The following is a 17,306-nucleotide window of genomic DNA, read 5'->3' on the forward strand; positions in this document are numbered from 1 at the left end:
GATAATATCAAAAACATGTGTTAATCTTATGTTAATAACAAATTGTTAATAACATAAGCTGACAGGAGGTAATGACCATGTTCGGATTCAGATTCGTGAAATTCCAGCCCAGTGATTATGTGCTCAAAGTGAAGAACGGCAAGGTTGTGCGTGAGGGAGTGGGGCTTTCCTTTCATTATTATGCGCCTACGACTTCGGTCGTTGTGGTTCCGGTATCCTCCATTGATGTTCCGTTCATGTTCGAAGAAATTACGAATGATTACCAGACAGTGACTGTACAGGGACAGCTGACCTACCGGATCGTCGACTACCGCAAGACCACACAGATTCTCAACTACACCTACAATTTGCGGAAAAATACGTATCTGTCCGACGATCCCGGCAAGCTGGCGCAGCGCGTAATCAATATTGCCAAGGTGCTGACCAAGAAACAGCTGGAGCAGCTGCCGCTGCGCGAAGCGATCCAGTCCAGCGAACGCCTGGCCAAGACCATTACCCAGGAAATTGAACGGAACGCGGAGATTGAGAAGCTGGGCATCGAGCTGATGGGCCTGTCGATACTGGCCATTGTTCCGAATAAAGAAACACTGCGCGCCCTGGAGGCGCAGGCCAGGGAAGAGATTCTGCGCAGCGCCGACAACGCGCTGTATGAACGCCGCAATGCGTCCATAGAACAGGAGCGCCGGGTGAAGGAGAATGAGCTGAACACGGAGATCGCCGTGGAGACGAAGAAGAAGCAGATCCGCGAAACCCAGCTGGACGCCGAGCGTTCGGTGAAGCAGAAGCAGAATGCGATGAAGGAGGAGCAGCTTACCTTCGATACAGCGCTTGAAGAGAAGAAGCAGGAGCTGGTCGAACTGGCTGTAGCCAACCAGAGAGCCGAAGCGGATGCCAAGGCCTACGAGCTGTCGGCAGTGATGAATTCGCTCCAGGGCGTAGCGCCCGGTGTGCTCCAGGCTTTGACCAACGTCGGCATGAAGCCGGATAAGCTGATTGCGATCGCCTTCCAGGAGCTGGCGGAGAATGCAGGCAAAATTGGGCAGCTGAATATCTCGCCCGATCTGCTTCAGGGACTGATGGCCGGTTCGGCCGGAAACGGTGCGGGCACTCCGAGGGGAGGCGGGGGACGATGAGCGGAACCCGGAGCTCAGAGAACAAAATCATCCTGATCAAGCGCAGGACCCGTCTTGAAGAGCTGGTGGTCCGCTACAATACGATCCAGCAGGCGCAGTTCTACATTGAACGGCTGGGTGCGGATTTCAGCGATTATATCAGCGAGGATCTGCTCTACCGCAAGGCGGTGGAGACAGCTGTCATCGAGCTGGGTGCGGCGGGCCGGGTGCAGCTGCTGGAGCGGCAGCATGTGCCGAATTTTATCTTTGGGGATCAGGATACGGTAGTCGTGCTGGGACAGGACGGTCTTGTAGCCAATACGCTAAAATACTTGCACGGGCAGCCGCTGATCGGGGTCAATCCCGATCCGCAGCGCTGGGATGGCGTGCTGCTGCCGTTCACCGTCAAGGACCTGCGGCTTGTGGTGCCGGAGGTGTTCCGGGGGCAGCGCCGGGTGCGTGAGGTTACGCTTGCCAAAGCGGAGCTTAACGACGGGCAAAGCCTCTATGGCGTCAATGACTTGTTCATCGGCCGCAAAACCCATGTGTCAGCCCGCTATCAGGTGGAGCTGAACGGTGTCACCGAGCAGCAGTCCTCCAGCGGCATTATCGTATCCACCGGCATGGGCTCCACCGGCTGGCTCAAAAGCGTGCTCGCCGGAGCCGCGGGAATCGCCCGCAGCGCGGCGCAGCTGCAGGCGGACGCTGCGGCAGGCGGGGCGCGGGGGAATGCAGCTTCTGCGGCAGGCGGGGCGCAAGCGGCAGCCGCGGCCGCGGGTTCTGCCACGGCTGCGGGAAGAGGCGGCCGCCCGGCAGTAACAGGCGCAGCGGCCGGGGAGGTAACCGGAGCACCGGCAGGGACATACACTGCGGTGCAGCCAACCGCTGCCGGGGTGGAGCAGCGGCTTCCTTGGGATCATCCGAACCTGTACTTTACGGTTCGGGAGCCTTTTCCCAGCCGGACTACCTCGGCCGGGCTGGTCTTCGGACAGATCGGCGTCAGCCGACTGCTGAAGATCACCTCGCAGATGCCGGAGGACGGCGTCATCTTCAGTGACGGCGTCGAGAGCGATTTCCTGGAGTTCAACTCCGGCGTGGAAGCGACAATCTGCCTCGCCGAGAAGCGGGGACGGCTGGTGGTGTAATGTATGTATGAGCCGGGCGATATTCTCTGTAACACCTCCACATCGTATGTTTCGGTGACGGAAACAACGGCAGAAATGCCTTTAATTCCGCCCGGGTAGCCACAGGAGTGCGAAATAAAAGCAGAAATGCCTTTAATTCCGCCCGGGTAGCCTCAGGAATGCGAAATAAAAGCAGAAATGCCTTTAATTTCGCCCGGGTAGCCTCAGGAATGCGAAATAAAAGCAGAAATACCTTTAATTTCGCCCGGGTAGCCTCAGGAATGCGAAATAAAAGCAGAAATACCTTTAATTCCGCCCGGGTGGGCCAGGCAGTGGAACGACGATCAAACCAACTAACCGCCTGTGCTGCACAGAGCAACTGGTTATTAAAAGAGAAACGCTCTCCACCGCAGGATCTTCTGCAGCGGAGAGCGTTTTTTGGCTGATTACTGTTGGAAGCTGCGTCCCTGGTTCATAGGAGAGCCGTTGGATGCGCCGGAGAAGGCAGATGTATGCAGCGGCTGCGAATTGAATGTCGAATTCAATGGACTATGCTGCAAATGCACTGGCTGTTGTCCGTAGGACGGATTGAAGGAAGAGTTGCTGGCCGGGCTGTAGCCTTGACCCGCGTTACCCAGGTGGCTGCCTTGGGCTCCGCTGTTTATCCCTTGCATCCCGGAGTTATTGAAGCCGGATGCCCCGATATGTCCTCCTTGTGCTCTCAAAGTTCCAACCTGGCCGCCGGTACTGAAGCTCTGGCCACCAACATTGGAGCTCTGGCTTCCGGCATTGAAGCCTTGACCGGCATTAAAGCCCTGGCTGACGGGATTGATGCTGTGCACTCCTGTATTGTAGGCCGGAACCGTCGGATTGTAGTTGGTGGTCTGGGAATTTTGCTCGATCTGTCTGATTACTTGTGAGACCTGCTGCAACTGCTGCATTGCAGTCTGATGGCCCTGGAGCGCCTGCTGGATCATCTGAATGGCCTTTTGGCTGTGCTGGCTCAGTTCTTCAAGCTTGGCAGCATGCTGTTGTTCTTGCTGGAGCAGCTGCTGATAATTCTGTGTGCCTTGCTGCGTCTCGGTCATCAGCTGCTGAATGATTTGTTCACCTTGATTGATCTGGCTGGAAATGTTTGAATTCAAAATGTTTGCCTCCTTGGCAGATTCGGTTTTGTAATGCGCCTTTATTATCTCTGAGGAAAGTGCTGAATATTCATGGAATCCCGTTGCCCTTGCCGGCGGTTACGATTTTGTTACAGCTGCTTCAAACGTTCAGTGAACGAGCTGTCAGAGATAGGTACAGGCAGCTTTGCAACTTTTGCGGCCTTTATCCGTCTATGTAGAAAAGGGTTTCCATAATCAACCATAACCTGGAGGTGGGGCAGCATGAATCAGCATGGTCATTTTTTTGGACACAAGTCCATTTGGTCACGAAGCTTAACGGTATCACTGATGTTTACACTTCTGCTTACGTTTTGCTTCACAGGAGCGGCTCCGGCTTCGGCGGCGGCATCCTCAGACCTGATCATTGTGAACAAAAAAACGAATACCCTCGGTTATTTCAGCGGCGGCAAGCTGGTCCGGACCTTTCCGGTTGCTACAGGAAAAACCAAGAGTCTCACGCCTGAAGGCAGCTTCAAAATTGTCGTCAAGATTAAAAACAGGCCTTATTATAAGGAAAATATTCCCGGAGGCGATCCGGCGAATCCGCTCGGCGACCGTTGGCTGGGATTGGAAGTGAATGGCACAAAGGGGACAACGTATGCGATCCACGGCAATAACAATGAATCCTCCATCGGCAAATATGTCAGTGCCGGCTGCATCCGGATGCATAATGAAGATATTCACTGGCTGTACCCGCAAATTGCGAAGAACACAACGGTGGTGGTTACCTCTTCAGCACTCAGCTTGGAGAGCATTGCTGCCAAAAGCGGATATTCTCTCAGCTCCACGATGTTTGCGGGAACCTTCATTATTAATGGCAAACCGATTAAGCTTAAGGATGATTTCATTCTGGAGAATTCACGTGTCTTTGTTCCATTGAGAGAGACTGTAGCCTTGCTGGGAGGCACGTTGAAGCTGGATGCGGGAAGCGGCAATCTGATCATCACCATAGGCAACCGCATTGTGACGCATAAGCCGCTGTCCTCTCAAGCTGTCGCTCAGGGCAAAACGGTATCCATAATCGCTTCAAAAAATGTGAATAACCGTCTGTATCTGCCGCTCGGCAGCCTGACAGAGCTGTTTGGCCTTCCGTTCCAATGGAACGCGAAGGACAAGGCGGTCATCCTGTAGACGCCTTCAGCTTTTGTGGAATATCTGACCGCAGCAGGCAAAGAGCCTGCTGCTTTTTTTGAAGATAAGAATTTATATGTTTTGGGGTCCCCGCAAAGTACCTGAGTCATCATCGAAGCCAAGGCCACTTTGTGGGGTTGTTTTGAATAGCAGGAATTACAGGATAGGATATTGAAGCTTATAAAATAAGGTAAGGGAAGAAGGGGATTGGATGAAAAGCATACGTACTGCCTGCTGTTTCGTGATTGGCAGTGTTCTGCTGGCGTCCTGCAGCAGTCCTTCCTATGGTCCCGGAGAGGCGGCGAAGCGCGGAGACATTGTGGATCACTATGGAAACTTCACGAATCTGGAGAGACTGGACACATTTCTCGAAAACGTGCAGAAGCAAAACAAAGACCGGGTAAGGGTTACGCAGTATACAATTGAGGGCGATCCAATTTTCCATAATCTAACCTATGACGGCACAGATATTAAATACAAATTCGACAACTCCCAAGACGCCTTCGGAAGGACTGAGATCAGGACCAGCACCTGCAAGGGCATTGACAAGGCCGACAATTCTACAGTTTATGGGAGCCGGAAAATTGAGATGGTTGAATATAGTCTGGTCGATTGTTCTGGTGCCAACTCCGAGCTGGCGGAAGCGTTCAGGGTAGCTGTACCACAGGACCGTACGAAGAAAGGGAGTGAATAATTCAATGCCCGCTTTAGCCCGCCGCGGTTTGATGCCTGAGGATTTGGAGACGATCAGCAGCTTCGCCCAAAGTCCCGAAGAAATGTTCTACGTCAGCCCCAAATTTGATTATCCGTTGACACCGGAGCAGATTCTAACTGCCACAATACCAATACCAGAGCGCTGCTGTTCTATTGCAAACATGGATTTATCCCGTGCGGCTATAAGGTTATACCGAATGAGAAGGGAAGAAGGATAGTAGCCATTGAAATGCAGCGCACACTATAAAAGGGAGGAAACGGCCTTGCCGTTTCTTGTTAGGGGAGGGTTTGCGATCAGAATCCGGATTATTGGCGGCTGCGGGAGCGGGAAATCCTACACGGCCAGGGCGTTGTCCAAGCGTTATGGCATCCCGTGCTATGAGACCGACAATTTTGTATGGGACAGAAGTGCAGCCAACCGGCGGAACACACCGGAGGCGAGGGATGCGCAATGTGCAGAAACCGCGGCTTTAAGCTCATGGATCATCGAAGGGGTGCATTATAAATGGGGAAGCGAGAGCTTCCGGCAGGCAGACCTTATTGTGTTAATCAGACCCAACCGGCTGGTACAGGATCTGCGGGTGATCCGGAGATTCATCAAAACAAGGCTTGGCCTGGAGCAGGGGAATTACAAGCAATCGTTCAGGAGCCTGTATGAGATGCTGTTTAAATGGAACAGGGATTATGCGCGGGTGGAGATGCCCGGAATTATGGAACTGACGGAGGAATACGCGCACAAGCGGATGGTTGTCACCGGTAATCAAGATCCTGAGCGGTGCATCGGCCGTTATATCGGGCAGATTCAGGCTGGAGAGCATGTTTTTTATACAAAAGAGGGGGGGAGGCGGCGTTATGAGTAAGCTTGCGGCGTTTATCCTGGAAATGCTGAGAATGTTAATTATGCTGGTACTGACACTCCTTCTTCTGGGGGGGCTGGAGAATGCCGTTTTTAAGCGCTTGTACGGCTGGACGATAGATCCCGGGAGCGCTGCGGCGGGTAACCTCATTTTGTTTTTTGTGCTGTACCGCAACTATTGGCAGTTCAGGGGCTGGTTTAAATCGGACAAAAATCAGCAGCTGGGGCGGCGCCTGACTTTGAGCCTGGTCAGCCTTTCACTGCTGCTGATTTTGCTGCCTTTTGCTGTACCGCTGCTTATGTGACTGGCGGAATGGGCGATATTGAATATAATCGAGACAGATGAAACGGACCTTGAGCTGATGGCGGAAGATGCGGAGCTGCAGAGGATGATCCGGGAGCTGCGGCAGATCTGAGGCAGTCCGCTGTCTTTCAGCAGAGATGTGATAGTGCGGTAAGTGCTAAGTGGAAAAAGTAAAACTAATTAGAGCTATTTGGCTCCTAAACGATAAATAATGGGAAAAAGTAGAACTAATCGGACCGGATCATACCAAATGTGGAAAATGTACCTGAAATAAGGGTAGAAAATCCCACTAACTACCGGTTACTGTAACGATTTTTGCAGATTAGTTCTACTATTGCCAGCTAGCGGTAATGGACAGCGCAACAAAACCAAAAAATTACATATACCCCGCAGGATAATAGGATATTTTGGCGAAATGGATAGATTAATACAGTCAAAATATGAGGGAGGCACTCTCTAATGCGGGTTAAGGGAATCAAAATGATGGTAATGCTGCTGCTTCTGTTCAGTCTGGCAGTCCCGGTTCAGTCCGCTTCGGCGGCGTCCAAAAGCATCAAGGTCAAAGTGACCCTGGTCAGTGCGGAACTGACGGAGAATAATCATGTGGGCAATGAATGGTATACGGCAGCATATATTAATGATAAAGAGATCAGTGAAGGCTCCTCTGTAGTGCTTACCCTGAAATCAACGGAAAGTGTGAAGCTGAAGGCATACGCGGAAGAGCAGGACAAAATCCCGGATTCGGCATCAGCCGCCGCTTCCATCAAAGCCTCAGCCGTTACCAAAACCATCAGCAAAGCCGTCAAAGTGACGGTAGTCGAAAACCGGGGGCGCTACTCCGGAAATACAGCCACTTGGAAATTCACCTTTAAAGTGCAGAAGCAATAGCGATGCACCCTAGCGTTACGACTTGGAGCATAATGAGGGCATATTTCCGGTCCGGCGGGAATGATGGAAGAGGCGAAGCAGGCATGAAAGGATATTTTGACGGCGCAATGCTTTTGAAAGTCAGAGTTGCAGTCTTTTAGCAGACCAGGATTGCTGCAGAAATCCAATTGGATTTAGAGCCAATCCCCCTGCGCCCTTTTGCTGCCGCGCAGCCGGAGGGCGCTTTTTACTGTCCATCCGGCACATATCCGCCGCTGCAACCTTTACCTGTTATCGTCCGTCTGCGCCCACATGACCGGCCGTATTTTCGGCATCCAGACCACCATTCTTGGCGTGGTGATGATAACGGCGCCGCTCCTGGGAGGCTTGCTTGTTCAGCTGGCCGGACCCGGCCGCATCTTCGTTGCTTTTGGCATCGTGCAAGTGGCGCTTGGACTGGTTGGCGTACTCTTTGGGCGGCTGCTCTGGCCTGTGGCTGAGCCACAGCCTGCTGAGGCTTCGGCACCTCCCCGGCTCTCTGAACGTACGGCTGTACATTTGGAGCAGCACAGTTAGTATTTATATGCCGCACTTCATCCTTCAATGGAGGAAACGGGAACAGTCAGGCGAATGTGTAAAGAGGGCCAGAGTTTTTTGGGCTGAAGCTAGACAAGTGCGGTTGGCACTAGATACCCTGGGAAGTCCGGATGACAACTTTTGTGTATATGGTAAGGCATGGCGACTCGCCAAAAACCTCAGGGGATGAACGGTCGCGCGGCCTGTCGGCCCAAGGGGAAAAGGACGCGCGGAGAGTAACGGAACGGTTGCGGAACGAAGGCATACATGCACTGTACAGCAGTCCTTATGCCCGGGCAGCCGATACGATTGCCGGACTGTCCGGGGTGCTTGGCAAAGAGGTCCGGCCCGTTGAGGATTTGAAGGAGAGACGCTGGACGGAAGATGACCGTTCGCTGAAGGATGACGAATTGTACCCTTATCTGGAGAATATGTTTGCTGATCCGGACTTTGTGCTTCAAGGCGGGACGGAGTCGGGCCGTGCGTGCAAAGCCCGGGCTGTACTTGCACTGCAGGAAATTCTGCGGAAGCACCTAGGCGGGCGTATCGTTATCGGTACCCATGCCATGGTAATGGCGTTGATGATGGGACATTTTGCGGACGGATATGGATTTGATTTTTTGATGCAGACCACCAAACCGGATATTTACAGGATGGAAATTACAGATGGGCAGCTTGTTCATGTGGAGAGACTGCTGCTTAACGATGATGTGCAAATTCCCTAAATCTGAATGCAGGCAGGTGACGTATGCGAAAAAGCATTCTGCTGATCCAGCCGGAGAACCAAAAGATCAATCACTTCCGGCGGAAGCAATTCAACAATTTCGTGCAGATTACGATGCCCTATTTAGCCGGGTTTCATAGATGAAGCGAAGTACAGGATTATCCTTGTGGATGAGTACCGGCAAAAGATTCCCTACGGCCGGAAGTTCGACCTGGTGGCGATCACGGTGAATACGCCGAACAGCGGGCATTGCTACAGAATGGCAGAGCGGTTCCAGGCCCTGGGGGCAAAGGTGGTGATGGGCGGTCCCCATGCCACGCTGCTGCCGGAGGAGGTGTCGAAGCACTGCGATATTATTGTTATTGGAGAGGCGGAGGCTACCTGGCCTCAACTCTTGGAGGGCTTTTATGCCGGGGAGGTCCAGGAGGAGTACCGTTCAGAGGACATTCCCGGGCTGGCGAACCTGCCGTTGCCCCGCTGGGATCTGTTAAAAAGAAACCCGCTGATGAAAGGCGCGGTCATCTCCATGCGGGGTTGTTTGCCCGGATGAAGCAGGAGCAGCGTCTGCTGAATGAGGATTGGAGTCTCTGCAACGGCAAAACCGATGTGGTATTTCAACCCCGGGGAATGACCTCCGGGCAGCTGTATGAGGGCTATCTCGAATTCCGCAGGCGCTTCTATTCGCTGCCTTCCTTCATCCGCCGGATGCGCGTGCCCGCGAACCCATCCCGTCTATAATTTTGTAATAAACCTTGGCTACCGGCTGGCAATTAGGCGCAGCTATATAGATTGACCTTGTAATTTTTCTATTTAGGACTGGTCGTAATTCCAGAGAGTGCTTGGACTTCCCGCCGCTGCCCGTCTGCAGATTTCTTGATGTATAGTTCGCGGTGGAAATCCGCAGACAAAGGCAGACGCTCCGCTCCTGCAGTCTCCAAATTCCCTTCCGCCGCTTTTTCGCCAGCCGTAATTAGTGGTAAAAAGGACCCTTAAGGTAGCGCATTCGGAGACTGGATCATCCCTAGTGGGAAAAAGTACAACTAATTCGCCTGAAATCACCTTGTATGGGGGAGATGGCCTCCAATAAGTGTACAAAATCCCACTAAAGCCTGTTAAAGCCGGGATTCCAGCCCATTAGTGTTACTTTTTCCACTTCGCTTTTCGTTCCCTATGAACCTCCTTGCGTTCCATCCGCTTGTTCAGGTTCTCCGGTTCAATTCATATAGTTCCGAATCTCAATCCTCTCCTAACCAATAGCGCCACCCGTTTGAAGCTGATAGAAGCGGGCCGTATTGGCGGTCAGCATGGCCTCCGCCTGGGCGGCGGAGTATCCCTGCAGCGCTCCCCATGCAGCTGCAACGTCGTGAATCATCGCCGGATGAGTAGGACGTCCGGCAAAAGGGCCTTCGAACGGCCAAGGTCCGTCCGTCTCGGCCATAACCAGCCCTGGCGGATAGCGCCGGGCCAGCTCCTGAATCTCCGGCTCATAGACAATATCCGGCGTGAAGGAGATATGGTAGCCCCGTTCAATCATGCGGACCACCGCTTCCTCCGGTCCTTTGAACCAATGGAAATGCGCCCGGGTAATGCCATGCTTCTCCAGCAGGTCGCAGGCTGCCAGGGCATCCTCATGGACGGCATGCAGCACCACCGGCTTGTCCAGACGTGCAGCCAGAGCAAGCTGGGCATCCAGGACCCGGATATAAGGCTCCATCTCAAAAGCCTGCCCGCGTGCCAGCGCTTCGGCCCGTGAATAATAGGGCAGCCCGATTTCACCTACGGCAACCATGGCCTCTGCATGCCGGCTGATCCAATCCAGCAGCGCTTCCAGCGCGGATTCCGGCGGCAGCGCCTGTTCGGGATGGAAGCCGAAGGCAGGTTTTACCTGACCCGGGTACTGTGCGGCGATTGCCAACGTGCGGATACAGGAATCCAGGTTCATCGATACCGCAACCAGCGATTTAATATCCTGTCCCGGCAGCCCCGGCAGCATCTTCTTCAGCTCTGCCTCTGCATACTGTTCAAGGTGAATATGGGCATCGATCATCGGTATTACGCTCCTTTGCACCCGGGTGCCTATGGTCTTTTAATTCTCCACATACTTCTGAGTGGTATCATGGGGTTCGAATTTGAGCGAGTCCAGAACCAGGCCCGCACCGCCGGGCTTATAGTCCAGCATTAGCGTGCCCATGCTTTCCTGCATGCCAACATTTACACTGGTCTCCGCCTTCAGCTTGCCATTCGCCACAGTATAATAGGTAACCCCTCCAATTCCTGCCCGTGTACCGAAATACTTCAGGCCGCCATCCGCAGCACGGCCCGGAAGCCTCAGCGCAATCTTTGAAGGAGAGCTTCCGGCAAGCTCCAGCCGGAGCAGCACATCGTCATGCTCCAGCGAAATGCTGGAGGTTACGGCAGCAGAGGCTGCTTGTTCCCCGGCAGGAACCGTAAGCTCCTTCCATTGCTCCGGCTTGACTGCATGGACCTCCTGCTGCATCAATCCGGTTCCGTAGCCCAGTGTGAACACCACCGTGGCTTCCGGCAATCCGTCGTTGTCGATATCTGCATAGTAGAGCTCCGGCGGATATGCGGCAAGTCTGGGAGCTTCCCATTTGAAGCTGTGCTTCTTGCCGTCTACTTCAAGAATAAACCCTTTATACGTATTTCCGTCCTTGAGGGCGGTAAAAAGCTTGACCCTGGAATTGCCGGCGGCCACCGCAAGCGGTTCTTTGGGAACACGCACCGTAGTGCTGAGACTGCCCGGTTCAACCGACACTGTATTCTCTCCGGCCTGCAGCGTCGTTTCAGCGCCGGTCAGCTGAGACAGCGTATTGGCCGGGAAATACACATGCCCCTCTTTCAAAATGACGGCCGCCTCCAGCCTATCTTCATAACCGCCGTCAGTCTGTGTGTATTGAACCAGGATGGCGGAGCTGCCGGGCGAAAGGACCGTCCGGGAACCGGCATCGGAGAATGTCAGCTTCTTGTGCACATTATCCCACTTCAGCTCACCTGGATAGTATTCCAGCAGGGCTCTTGCCGGAACATACAAAACACCTCCGGAATAAAAGGGATGAAGCTGAGGGAGAACGGGTTGTCCGTCTACCGACAGCGAGAGCGGCGCAGCGGCGGATATCGAATCTATGGATGGACCTGCTGCGCAGCCGGCGATGAGCAGGGCGAGGGCGGAAGCGGTCAGTAATTTTTTCACAGAATAACCTCCAGAGTCTAAAAGTACCAATCCATTCAAGTATACTGTAATTTACCCGCTCCGGGGACACGATCCGTTAACAATAAGAAGACAGCTCTGTTACGTTTGTGCAGATATGCTACAGCCCGGGCGGGAAGCTGCGGCAGATTTCAATAAATTGCTGCAGAGCCGCCGGCAGGGATTCATTGCTGCGTGTACAGATGGCAATATTATTGCTTAGCCGGATGCGGATAAGCCGAACAATCCGCATTACCTGAAGTGGGCGCTGAAGCTGGCCCGTCCGGGGGCGGTGATTGTAGCCGACAATGTGGTGCGTGAAGGTGAGGTTATTCAGGCGGGCAGTACGGATGACCGTGTCCAAGGCATTCGCCAATTCATCGATCTGCTGTCCGCCGAGCCGAGAATAGAGGCAACTGCAATACAGACGGTGGGCGGCAAGGGATACGATGGATTCGTGATTGGCATTGTCACTGCATGACAATAACCCGCAGAGCAGGATGGATGAGCTGTCCTTGCTTGCGGGGATATTGCGGTGAAGCCTGCTGAAGGAAACTGCCTCCCCGGCAGCTTCAGCGTCATTTCCAAACAACCACTGGAAAGGTATATTCTTGCGTTTTAGCGGTTTTTCATACAGTGCTGCCTTTTGCCTTACAGCCTAATATTTCACATAACCCTCTAAAATACCTAAGGGAGGTTATGTTGATGAAGAAGCTGGAAGTCATTCAGAAGCGCATCGAAGCGGAGCGCAGGAAGCTGAATGAGATGGAAACAACCTATGGGCTGCTGCATCCGAAGGTGATCAAGCAATCCATGAAGCTGGACGACTTAATTAATGAATATACCCGAGAGGAATCACTACGCTCTGACCCCTTCAAAAGCTAGCGACACCAGCTTTTCAATAAATTCCCCATTCAGCGTGTCTCCTGTTATCAGCAGCCGGTAGAATATCGGTCCATACACTAGATCAATGCTGCAATTCACATCGAGAGCCTTGGTGAGCTCGCCCCTGGTGATTCCGCGCTCCATCAGCTGTCTTGCTTCTTGGCGGCGCGGTGCAAAAAATCTCGTCCGGTAAGCCTCCGCAAGGCCTGCATCGGATTGTCTCCTGCGGACTTATCGCAGCCAACTTGTATTATGCCCAAACCCTGGTGGGACCGATCAGTGAAGCTACTCATCTTTCCTCCGGAGCAGCAGGGCTGATTGTGACGCTTACCCAGATAGGCTATGTCATTGGCCTGCTGTTCGTGGTGCCGCTAAGCGATAACCTATAATCATATCCTCAGCAGGAAATAGATCCCAGTATTTCAAATAAAATATTATCTTTTGAAGGCGAAAATTAAAAATATCGACATTAATAACTAAAAAAATACAATAAAGCATGAACTGTATTAATATATTTCTATAATTACTATTTTATAGAATATGGGAAGGGGGGAGACAGGTGGAATACGTTACTCCGTATATCGCAGCTGTAAATGAGGATGCGGCTTGAACGATCCTACATATTTGTTCAGTGTTTCTTATGTTATCGACCTTACAGTGGTTGTAGCTTTTGTAGTTATTTCATGATATTTATGCGGAGAGGACTAAGCTTATGTATCTAAAAAACACCAGCATCGTTGACGAGGAAAGATACCAGTCTGCAAAGCCTGTTTTCAATAACAGTTCAATCTCGTTTCTGCGGCATGAGAAATCAGGTTTTGTGAGCTGTCATTCCAACAGCATGCCTCAAATGAAGGAAATTGTAATTAATCCGACTGCCTTGAAGATTCTGGAGTTTTGCAATGGCGAACGGACAACCGGAGAGATTATTTCAGAGGTTGTCGCCTGCTTCAAAAATGCAAATGCTGCACAGGTTGACGTGGACTTGAAGAATGTACTATTGGAATATTCCAAATTCGGTTTACTTAATTGGGGAGAAGCGGGGAATCCATTTATGAATAGCTTAGTAAGAGAGCTCGAGGCAGGTTATACCGTTCATTTGGCTGAGGAAGAGGATTTGAAACAGCTCATTGAATTTTTTAAATCCTCTCCTGAAAGCGTGAACACAGATGTGCTGGAGTACTTGAACCCTGTACGGGATTGGCTCGAATATACCAATGAGCTATCCTACCGGAATAAGCTGTTTAATTATGCAGAGGAGTTTTTCTTGGTCAAAAACGCCGAAAAGAAATTGGAAGGCGTAGTATCCATTCTCCTGCCGACGCAGAAAAAATCCACCACCTCAGTATTTGGAGTCATCCGGATCGAAGAACGTTTCTTTGACGGAACAGTATCGATGATCAAGGATATTCTGAAAGAGGTTGCCGTCAATAACGTAACCTAAATTAAATATCAGAGCATATTGAACAACGTTGAGCATGAAGCGATATCCCATAGGCTTAAGAATCTGGAATTCCGCAATGAAGGTCTTTTGGCCAATGAGCTGGAGAACGATAGCATTGAAGTCTTCAGTTATATCTACTAATAAGGAGGGGAGAACATGAATTCTTCCGGCTCTCTGTTCAGCACGGCCAGTATATTGAAGGGACCGCATCAGGTTGCTTTTGATATCACGAACAAATGTAATCTGAGATGCCTCCACTGCTATAACAACAGCGGTGAGAACATCGTTTCGACAGAGGAATTAACCGACGATGAGGTTATGGAGTTTGTACGCGATGTCGGCAAGATGGAGCTGTTTAACTTCTGCTTCTGCGGAGGAGAAACGTTGCTGAGGAAAGACCTGATCTGCAGGGCCTCCGCAGAATTGAAATCGCTAGGTGTTGTCAATATTTCTATGGTGACCAATGGAATGCTGCTGAATGAAAAGACAGCCCTCCAATTAAAAGAAAGCGGCGTCAATCGTATCCAGATCAGCCTTGACGGCGCGAAGCCCAGTTCCCATGACCGGCTGAGAAACAAACAGGGTGTATATGACAAGGTCATATCCGCTCTTAAAACCGTTAAAAAGCTAGAAATGAAGTGCTCGGTTGCCTTTACTCCAACTTCATTCAATCTGGAAGAAATTGAAGAGGTGCATTCCATTCTGAGCGAGATTGGCATTGACGGAGAACTGCGTGTGCAGCCTCTGATGCTGCTCGGAAGAGCAGACGGGAATGAGAATTACATCAATGTGAGCAAGTGGGAGTACCGGAAGCTGGTGAAGGAAATTAACCGGATTAACAGCAATAAGGTTGCTCCTGAGATCAACTGGGGGGACCCTGTAGATCATTTGATCCGCTTCCGCACCACTACAGCTAATGAGTGTGTAAATCACTGCAACGTCCGGGCCAATGGAGATATCGTAGTTTCGGCTTATTTACCGCTGGTGGTAGGCAATGTGAGAAAGCACAGCTTTACTGAGTACTGGGATCATGGATTGGGGAGTGTCTGGCAGAATTCCATTCCTGTTGAAATCGCAAAGACGATTGTATGCATTGATGATATGAACAAAAAGAATGAAGGCATACCGACCGTCTGGCAGGATAAGGATATCTATATTGATTTGATAGACAGCGATTTGAACGATCTTAACAACCTCAGACCAAAGAATGAAATCACATGTTAGTTTCAACATATATATCAGCAATTGATACTATGTTGTTTCTATAAAATAATCCAGTTGCAGAGGAGGTGAAAATGATGGAATATACTCGTCCAAGTGTGACTCCATTAGGCGGTGATATGGAAACCCAAGGAACCTGGCTGTGGACTGAAACCGTAGTAGCCGGTGTTGCTTATGCCATTATTGCCGTAGTATTGACTGCAATTGATATTACTCCATAATATTGTTTGAGTTTGTTTAGGGCAGGCATACATAAGGATTAAGATCGTCTGACTGCCCTAGACAATACTATAAAATCTACAAGAAGGGCTAATAATTCTGTGAAAAAATATAAATTTCTGTTAAGATTTTCTACAGGGAGCATAAAACTCCTGGTGGCCGGATTTTTAATGTACCTGATCTTTTTTTTGGTGAATTCCGTATCCCCCTTTCTCACCAGATATTTGATTGACAATGCTTTCAACAGTGACAATGCAGACAAGCTACTAAATTTTATTGTCCTTTCTCTCATTGTGCTGATTACGTTATGCGTGTCCGGCATACTGTCCAATTATTGGATTGCCCGCACGATGAACCGGATCAACAACAGAATGAAATCAGCAATGATCAAGAAGCTACAAGGCTATGATGAGGCTTTTTTTCGGAACAATAAAAGCGGAGATATCAACTTCCGGGTTCTGAATGATGTGGATTCTGTAGTAGGTTTTTATGGCATAACCTTTATAACCATTCCAATTGATGTTATTGTTCTGCTGGTTTTGGGAAGCGTCCTAGTGAAATGGAGCCTCTTGCTGAGCGTGATAGTCTATGGCTTGCTTTTGTTCCAGCTGTTGGTTGTTACGAAAATTCGGACAAGAGTATTGAAATATTATAAGCGCCAGAAGGAGAGCTATCAGGATTTGTCGGGTTTTGTAATTGAGTTTTTCAGAAATCTCAATCTTTTGAAAGGTATCAATATGCAGAAAAAAATGACTCAGCATGCAGACCTGAAGTTGGATCATCTGGAAAAGCTCAATGTCAGAACCTCCGTTGTATCCAATTTAATGAGTTCAACCTCGATACTCATCAATAATGCATGGGTTTTTTTAATTTTATGGGTCGGAGGTCAGGCAGTTATCGAGGGTACAATGACCGTAGGCACATTGATGGCGTTTCTTATGATTACAGGCATGTTGTATCCTCGGATAGATTCTATGGTCACCAATTATATCAAGCTCCAGGATATAGCCATTAGTTTGGGCCGGGTGCTGGAATACTATAATTATGATACAAGAGATTCGGGTCATCGTCGCCATCTTCCGTTAATTATGGGAGAAGGAGAAGTTATTGTGCATAATCTCAGCTACAGTTATGCGGATGAGCTGACTCTCAGTCAGCTGAACTTCCATATCCAGCCTAAGGCGGTAACTGTGATTGCAGGACGCAACGGTTCAGGAAAGACCACGCTGTGCAAATTGCTGGCAGGCTTTTTCGATCCGGGCAGCGGAAGTATTCAAATTGACGGTCAAGATTTGAGCGAGGTACAGGTCGAAGATATAAGAAGCCATATTATGTATCAGCCCCAGGATCAGTTTTTAATGAGCGGTACTATTCTGGACAATATTGTTTGCGGTGATGAAAGCTATGATCTGGATGAGATCAATCAGGCTATCCACAAAGCCAGAGTAGCGGAATTCATTCAGACACTGCCGGATGGATTGAATACCTATATCGGGGAGATCAGCAGCAGTGTTTCCGGCGGACAAGCACAGCGGATTGCGTTAGCCAGGCTGTTCTACAGAAGACCCAAAATCATTATTCTTGATGAGCCTACTTCGTTTATTGATGTTGCAGGCAAAACGTTGTTCAATGAGCTGGTAACAGATTTAAAAGAATATTCTACTATTGTGATAGTGAGCCACGATTTGGGAATAATCGGTCATGCAGACCATATAATTAATCTGGATGAAATCAAAATGGAGGAGATTAGTTGAA

The 17,306-nt window shown here is 50.4% G+C and carries 19 protein-coding genes and 3 pseudogenes; 18 read left to right on the forward strand and 4 right to left on the reverse strand.

The genetic code is table 11. The features are described 5' to 3' along the window. The first annotated feature begins 77 nt into the window (after window positions 1-77). Together HYD27_RS08945 and HYD27_RS08950 are read left to right on the forward strand one after the other, a co-directional pair. Entirely contained in the window at window positions 78-1,133 is a 1,056-nt protein-coding gene (locus HYD27_RS08945) for an SPFH domain-containing protein (RefSeq protein ID WP_219213855.1), read from the forward strand. Further along, the gene (locus tag HYD27_RS08950; protein WP_219213857.1) at window positions 1,130-2,257 is read left to right on the forward strand and encodes a diacylglycerol kinase catalytic domain-containing protein; all 1,128 of its coding nucleotides are present in this window, start codon (window positions 1,130-1,132) and stop codon (window positions 2,255-2,257) included. Before HYD27_RS08945 ends, HYD27_RS08950 begins: the two co-directional genes overlap by 4 nt. Window positions 2,258-2,682: 425 nt before the next feature. Here HYD27_RS08950 and HYD27_RS08955 read toward each other — a convergent pair whose 3' ends face one another. Continuing rightward, window positions 2,683-3,381: a hypothetical protein gene (locus HYD27_RS08955; protein WP_219213860.1), complete on the reverse strand. Its 699-nt coding sequence runs from the start codon at window positions 3,379-3,381 to the stop codon at window positions 2,683-2,685. A 243-nt stretch (window positions 3,382-3,624) separates the two neighbouring features. On the opposite strand from HYD27_RS08955, the gene HYD27_RS08960 reads away from it, so the two are divergent. The 9 genes from HYD27_RS08960 to HYD27_RS09000 all read left to right on the forward strand — a co-directional run bounded on the left by HYD27_RS08960 (window position 3,625) and on the right by HYD27_RS09000 (window position 9,312). After that, window positions 3,625-4,533 carry a L,D-transpeptidase family protein gene (locus HYD27_RS08960; protein WP_219213863.1) on the forward strand — a complete coding sequence of 303 codons (909 nt, stop codon included), beginning with the start codon at window positions 3,625-3,627 and terminating at the stop codon, window positions 4,531-4,533. A 211-nt stretch (window positions 4,534-4,744) separates the two neighbouring features. Further along, on the forward strand, window positions 4,745-5,227 hold the full coding sequence (locus HYD27_RS08965) for a DUF4362 domain-containing protein (RefSeq protein ID WP_219213867.1): 483 nt from the start codon (window positions 4,745-4,747) through the stop codon (window positions 5,225-5,227). Window positions 5,228-5,510: 283 nt separating this feature from the next. Continuing rightward, the gene (locus HYD27_RS08970) at window positions 5,511-6,107 is read left to right on the forward strand and encodes a P-loop NTPase family protein (RefSeq protein ID WP_219213870.1); all 597 of its coding nucleotides are present in this window, start codon (window positions 5,511-5,513) and stop codon (window positions 6,105-6,107) included. Further along, window positions 6,100-6,408, forward strand: coding sequence for a hypothetical protein (locus HYD27_RS08975; protein ID WP_219213873.1), 309 nt, complete (start codon window positions 6,100-6,102; stop codon window positions 6,406-6,408). The genes HYD27_RS08970 and HYD27_RS08975 overlap by 8 nt, the downstream gene beginning before the upstream one ends. Before the next feature lie 458 nt (window positions 6,409-6,866). Continuing rightward, window positions 6,867-7,295: a hypothetical protein gene (locus HYD27_RS08980; RefSeq protein WP_219213876.1), complete on the forward strand. Its 429-nt coding sequence runs from the start codon at window positions 6,867-6,869 to the stop codon at window positions 7,293-7,295. Window positions 7,296-7,586: 291 nt separating this feature from the next. Beyond that, the gene (locus HYD27_RS08985) at window positions 7,587-7,850 is read left to right on the forward strand and encodes a hypothetical protein (protein ID WP_219213879.1); all 264 of its coding nucleotides are present in this window, start codon (window positions 7,587-7,589) and stop codon (window positions 7,848-7,850) included. 131 nt (window positions 7,851-7,981) lie between these two features. Continuing rightward, the gene (locus HYD27_RS08990; RefSeq protein WP_219213883.1) at window positions 7,982-8,575 is read left to right on the forward strand and encodes a histidine phosphatase family protein; all 594 of its coding nucleotides are present in this window, start codon (window positions 7,982-7,984) and stop codon (window positions 8,573-8,575) included. Between the two features lie 165 nt (window positions 8,576-8,740). Further along, window positions 8,741-9,124, forward strand: coding sequence for a cobalamin-dependent protein (locus tag HYD27_RS08995; RefSeq protein ID WP_219213886.1), 384 nt, complete (start codon window positions 8,741-8,743; stop codon window positions 9,122-9,124). Next, complete coding sequence (locus HYD27_RS09000) at window positions 9,121-9,312, forward strand: hypothetical protein (RefSeq protein ID WP_219213889.1); 192 nt, start codon at window positions 9,121-9,123, stop codon at window positions 9,310-9,312. Before HYD27_RS08995 ends, HYD27_RS09000 begins: the two co-directional genes overlap by 4 nt. A gap of 508 nt (window positions 9,313-9,820) precedes the next feature. Here the strand turns inward: HYD27_RS09000 and HYD27_RS09005 are convergent. Together HYD27_RS09005 and HYD27_RS09010 are read right to left on the reverse strand one after the other, a co-directional pair. Continuing rightward, on the reverse strand, window positions 9,821-10,621 hold the full coding sequence (locus HYD27_RS09005) for a TatD family hydrolase (RefSeq protein WP_219213892.1): 801 nt from the start codon (window positions 10,619-10,621) through the stop codon (window positions 9,821-9,823). Window positions 10,622-10,660: 39 nt separating this feature from the next. Continuing rightward, on the reverse strand, window positions 10,661-11,785 hold the full coding sequence (locus tag HYD27_RS09010; RefSeq protein WP_219213896.1) for a stalk domain-containing protein: 1,125 nt from the start codon (window positions 11,783-11,785) through the stop codon (window positions 10,661-10,663). A gap of 223 nt (window positions 11,786-12,008) precedes the next feature. Here HYD27_RS09010 and HYD27_RS09015 point away from each other — a divergent pair. Both HYD27_RS09015 and HYD27_RS09020 read left to right on the forward strand, forming a co-directional pair. Further along, window positions 12,009-12,263, forward strand: a pseudogene (locus HYD27_RS09015) (O-methyltransferase); the annotation flags it as partial. Window positions 12,264-12,487: 224 nt separating this feature from the next. Further along, window positions 12,488-12,667: an aspartyl-phosphate phosphatase Spo0E family protein gene (locus HYD27_RS09020; RefSeq protein ID WP_219213899.1), complete on the forward strand. Its 180-nt coding sequence runs from the start codon at window positions 12,488-12,490 to the stop codon at window positions 12,665-12,667. Here the strand turns inward: HYD27_RS09020 and HYD27_RS09025 are convergent. Next, window positions 12,641-12,886: pseudogene (locus HYD27_RS09025) on the reverse strand (TetR-like C-terminal domain-containing protein); the annotation flags it as partial. The gene HYD27_RS09020 and the pseudogene HYD27_RS09025 sit on opposite strands and share 27 nt — an antisense overlap. Window positions 12,887-12,888: 2 nt before the next feature. Between HYD27_RS09025 and HYD27_RS09030 the strand changes: the two are divergent. From HYD27_RS09030 to HYD27_RS09050, 5 genes and pseudogenes are all read left to right on the forward strand, one after another. Next, window positions 12,889-13,047: pseudogene (locus tag HYD27_RS09030) on the forward strand (MFS transporter); the annotation flags it as partial. Between the two features lie 332 nt (window positions 13,048-13,379). Then, window positions 13,380-14,111 carry a PqqD family peptide modification chaperone gene (locus HYD27_RS09035; protein WP_219213903.1) on the forward strand — a complete coding sequence of 244 codons (732 nt, stop codon included), beginning with the start codon at window positions 13,380-13,382 and terminating at the stop codon, window positions 14,109-14,111. A gap of 156 nt (window positions 14,112-14,267) precedes the next feature. Then, window positions 14,268-15,335, forward strand: a complete 1,068-nt coding sequence (locus HYD27_RS09040; protein WP_219213906.1) for a radical SAM/SPASM domain-containing protein — start codon at window positions 14,268-14,270, stop codon at window positions 15,333-15,335. A gap of 74 nt (window positions 15,336-15,409) precedes the next feature. Then, window positions 15,410-15,553 (forward strand): hypothetical protein, encoded by a 144-nt coding sequence (locus tag HYD27_RS09045; protein ID WP_219213910.1) that lies wholly within the window; start codon window positions 15,410-15,412, stop codon window positions 15,551-15,553. Between the two features lie 99 nt (window positions 15,554-15,652). Further along, window positions 15,653-17,305 carry an ABC transporter ATP-binding protein gene (locus tag HYD27_RS09050; protein ID WP_219213913.1) on the forward strand — a complete coding sequence of 551 codons (1,653 nt, stop codon included), beginning with the start codon at window positions 15,653-15,655 and terminating at the stop codon, window positions 17,303-17,305. Window position 17,306: the final 1 nt, after the last annotated feature.

Origin of the sequence: Paenibacillus sp. S150, from assembly GCF_019352175.1 — a bacterium.
Classification (GTDB): domain Bacteria; phylum Bacillota; class Bacilli; order Paenibacillales; family Paenibacillaceae; genus Paenibacillus_AQ.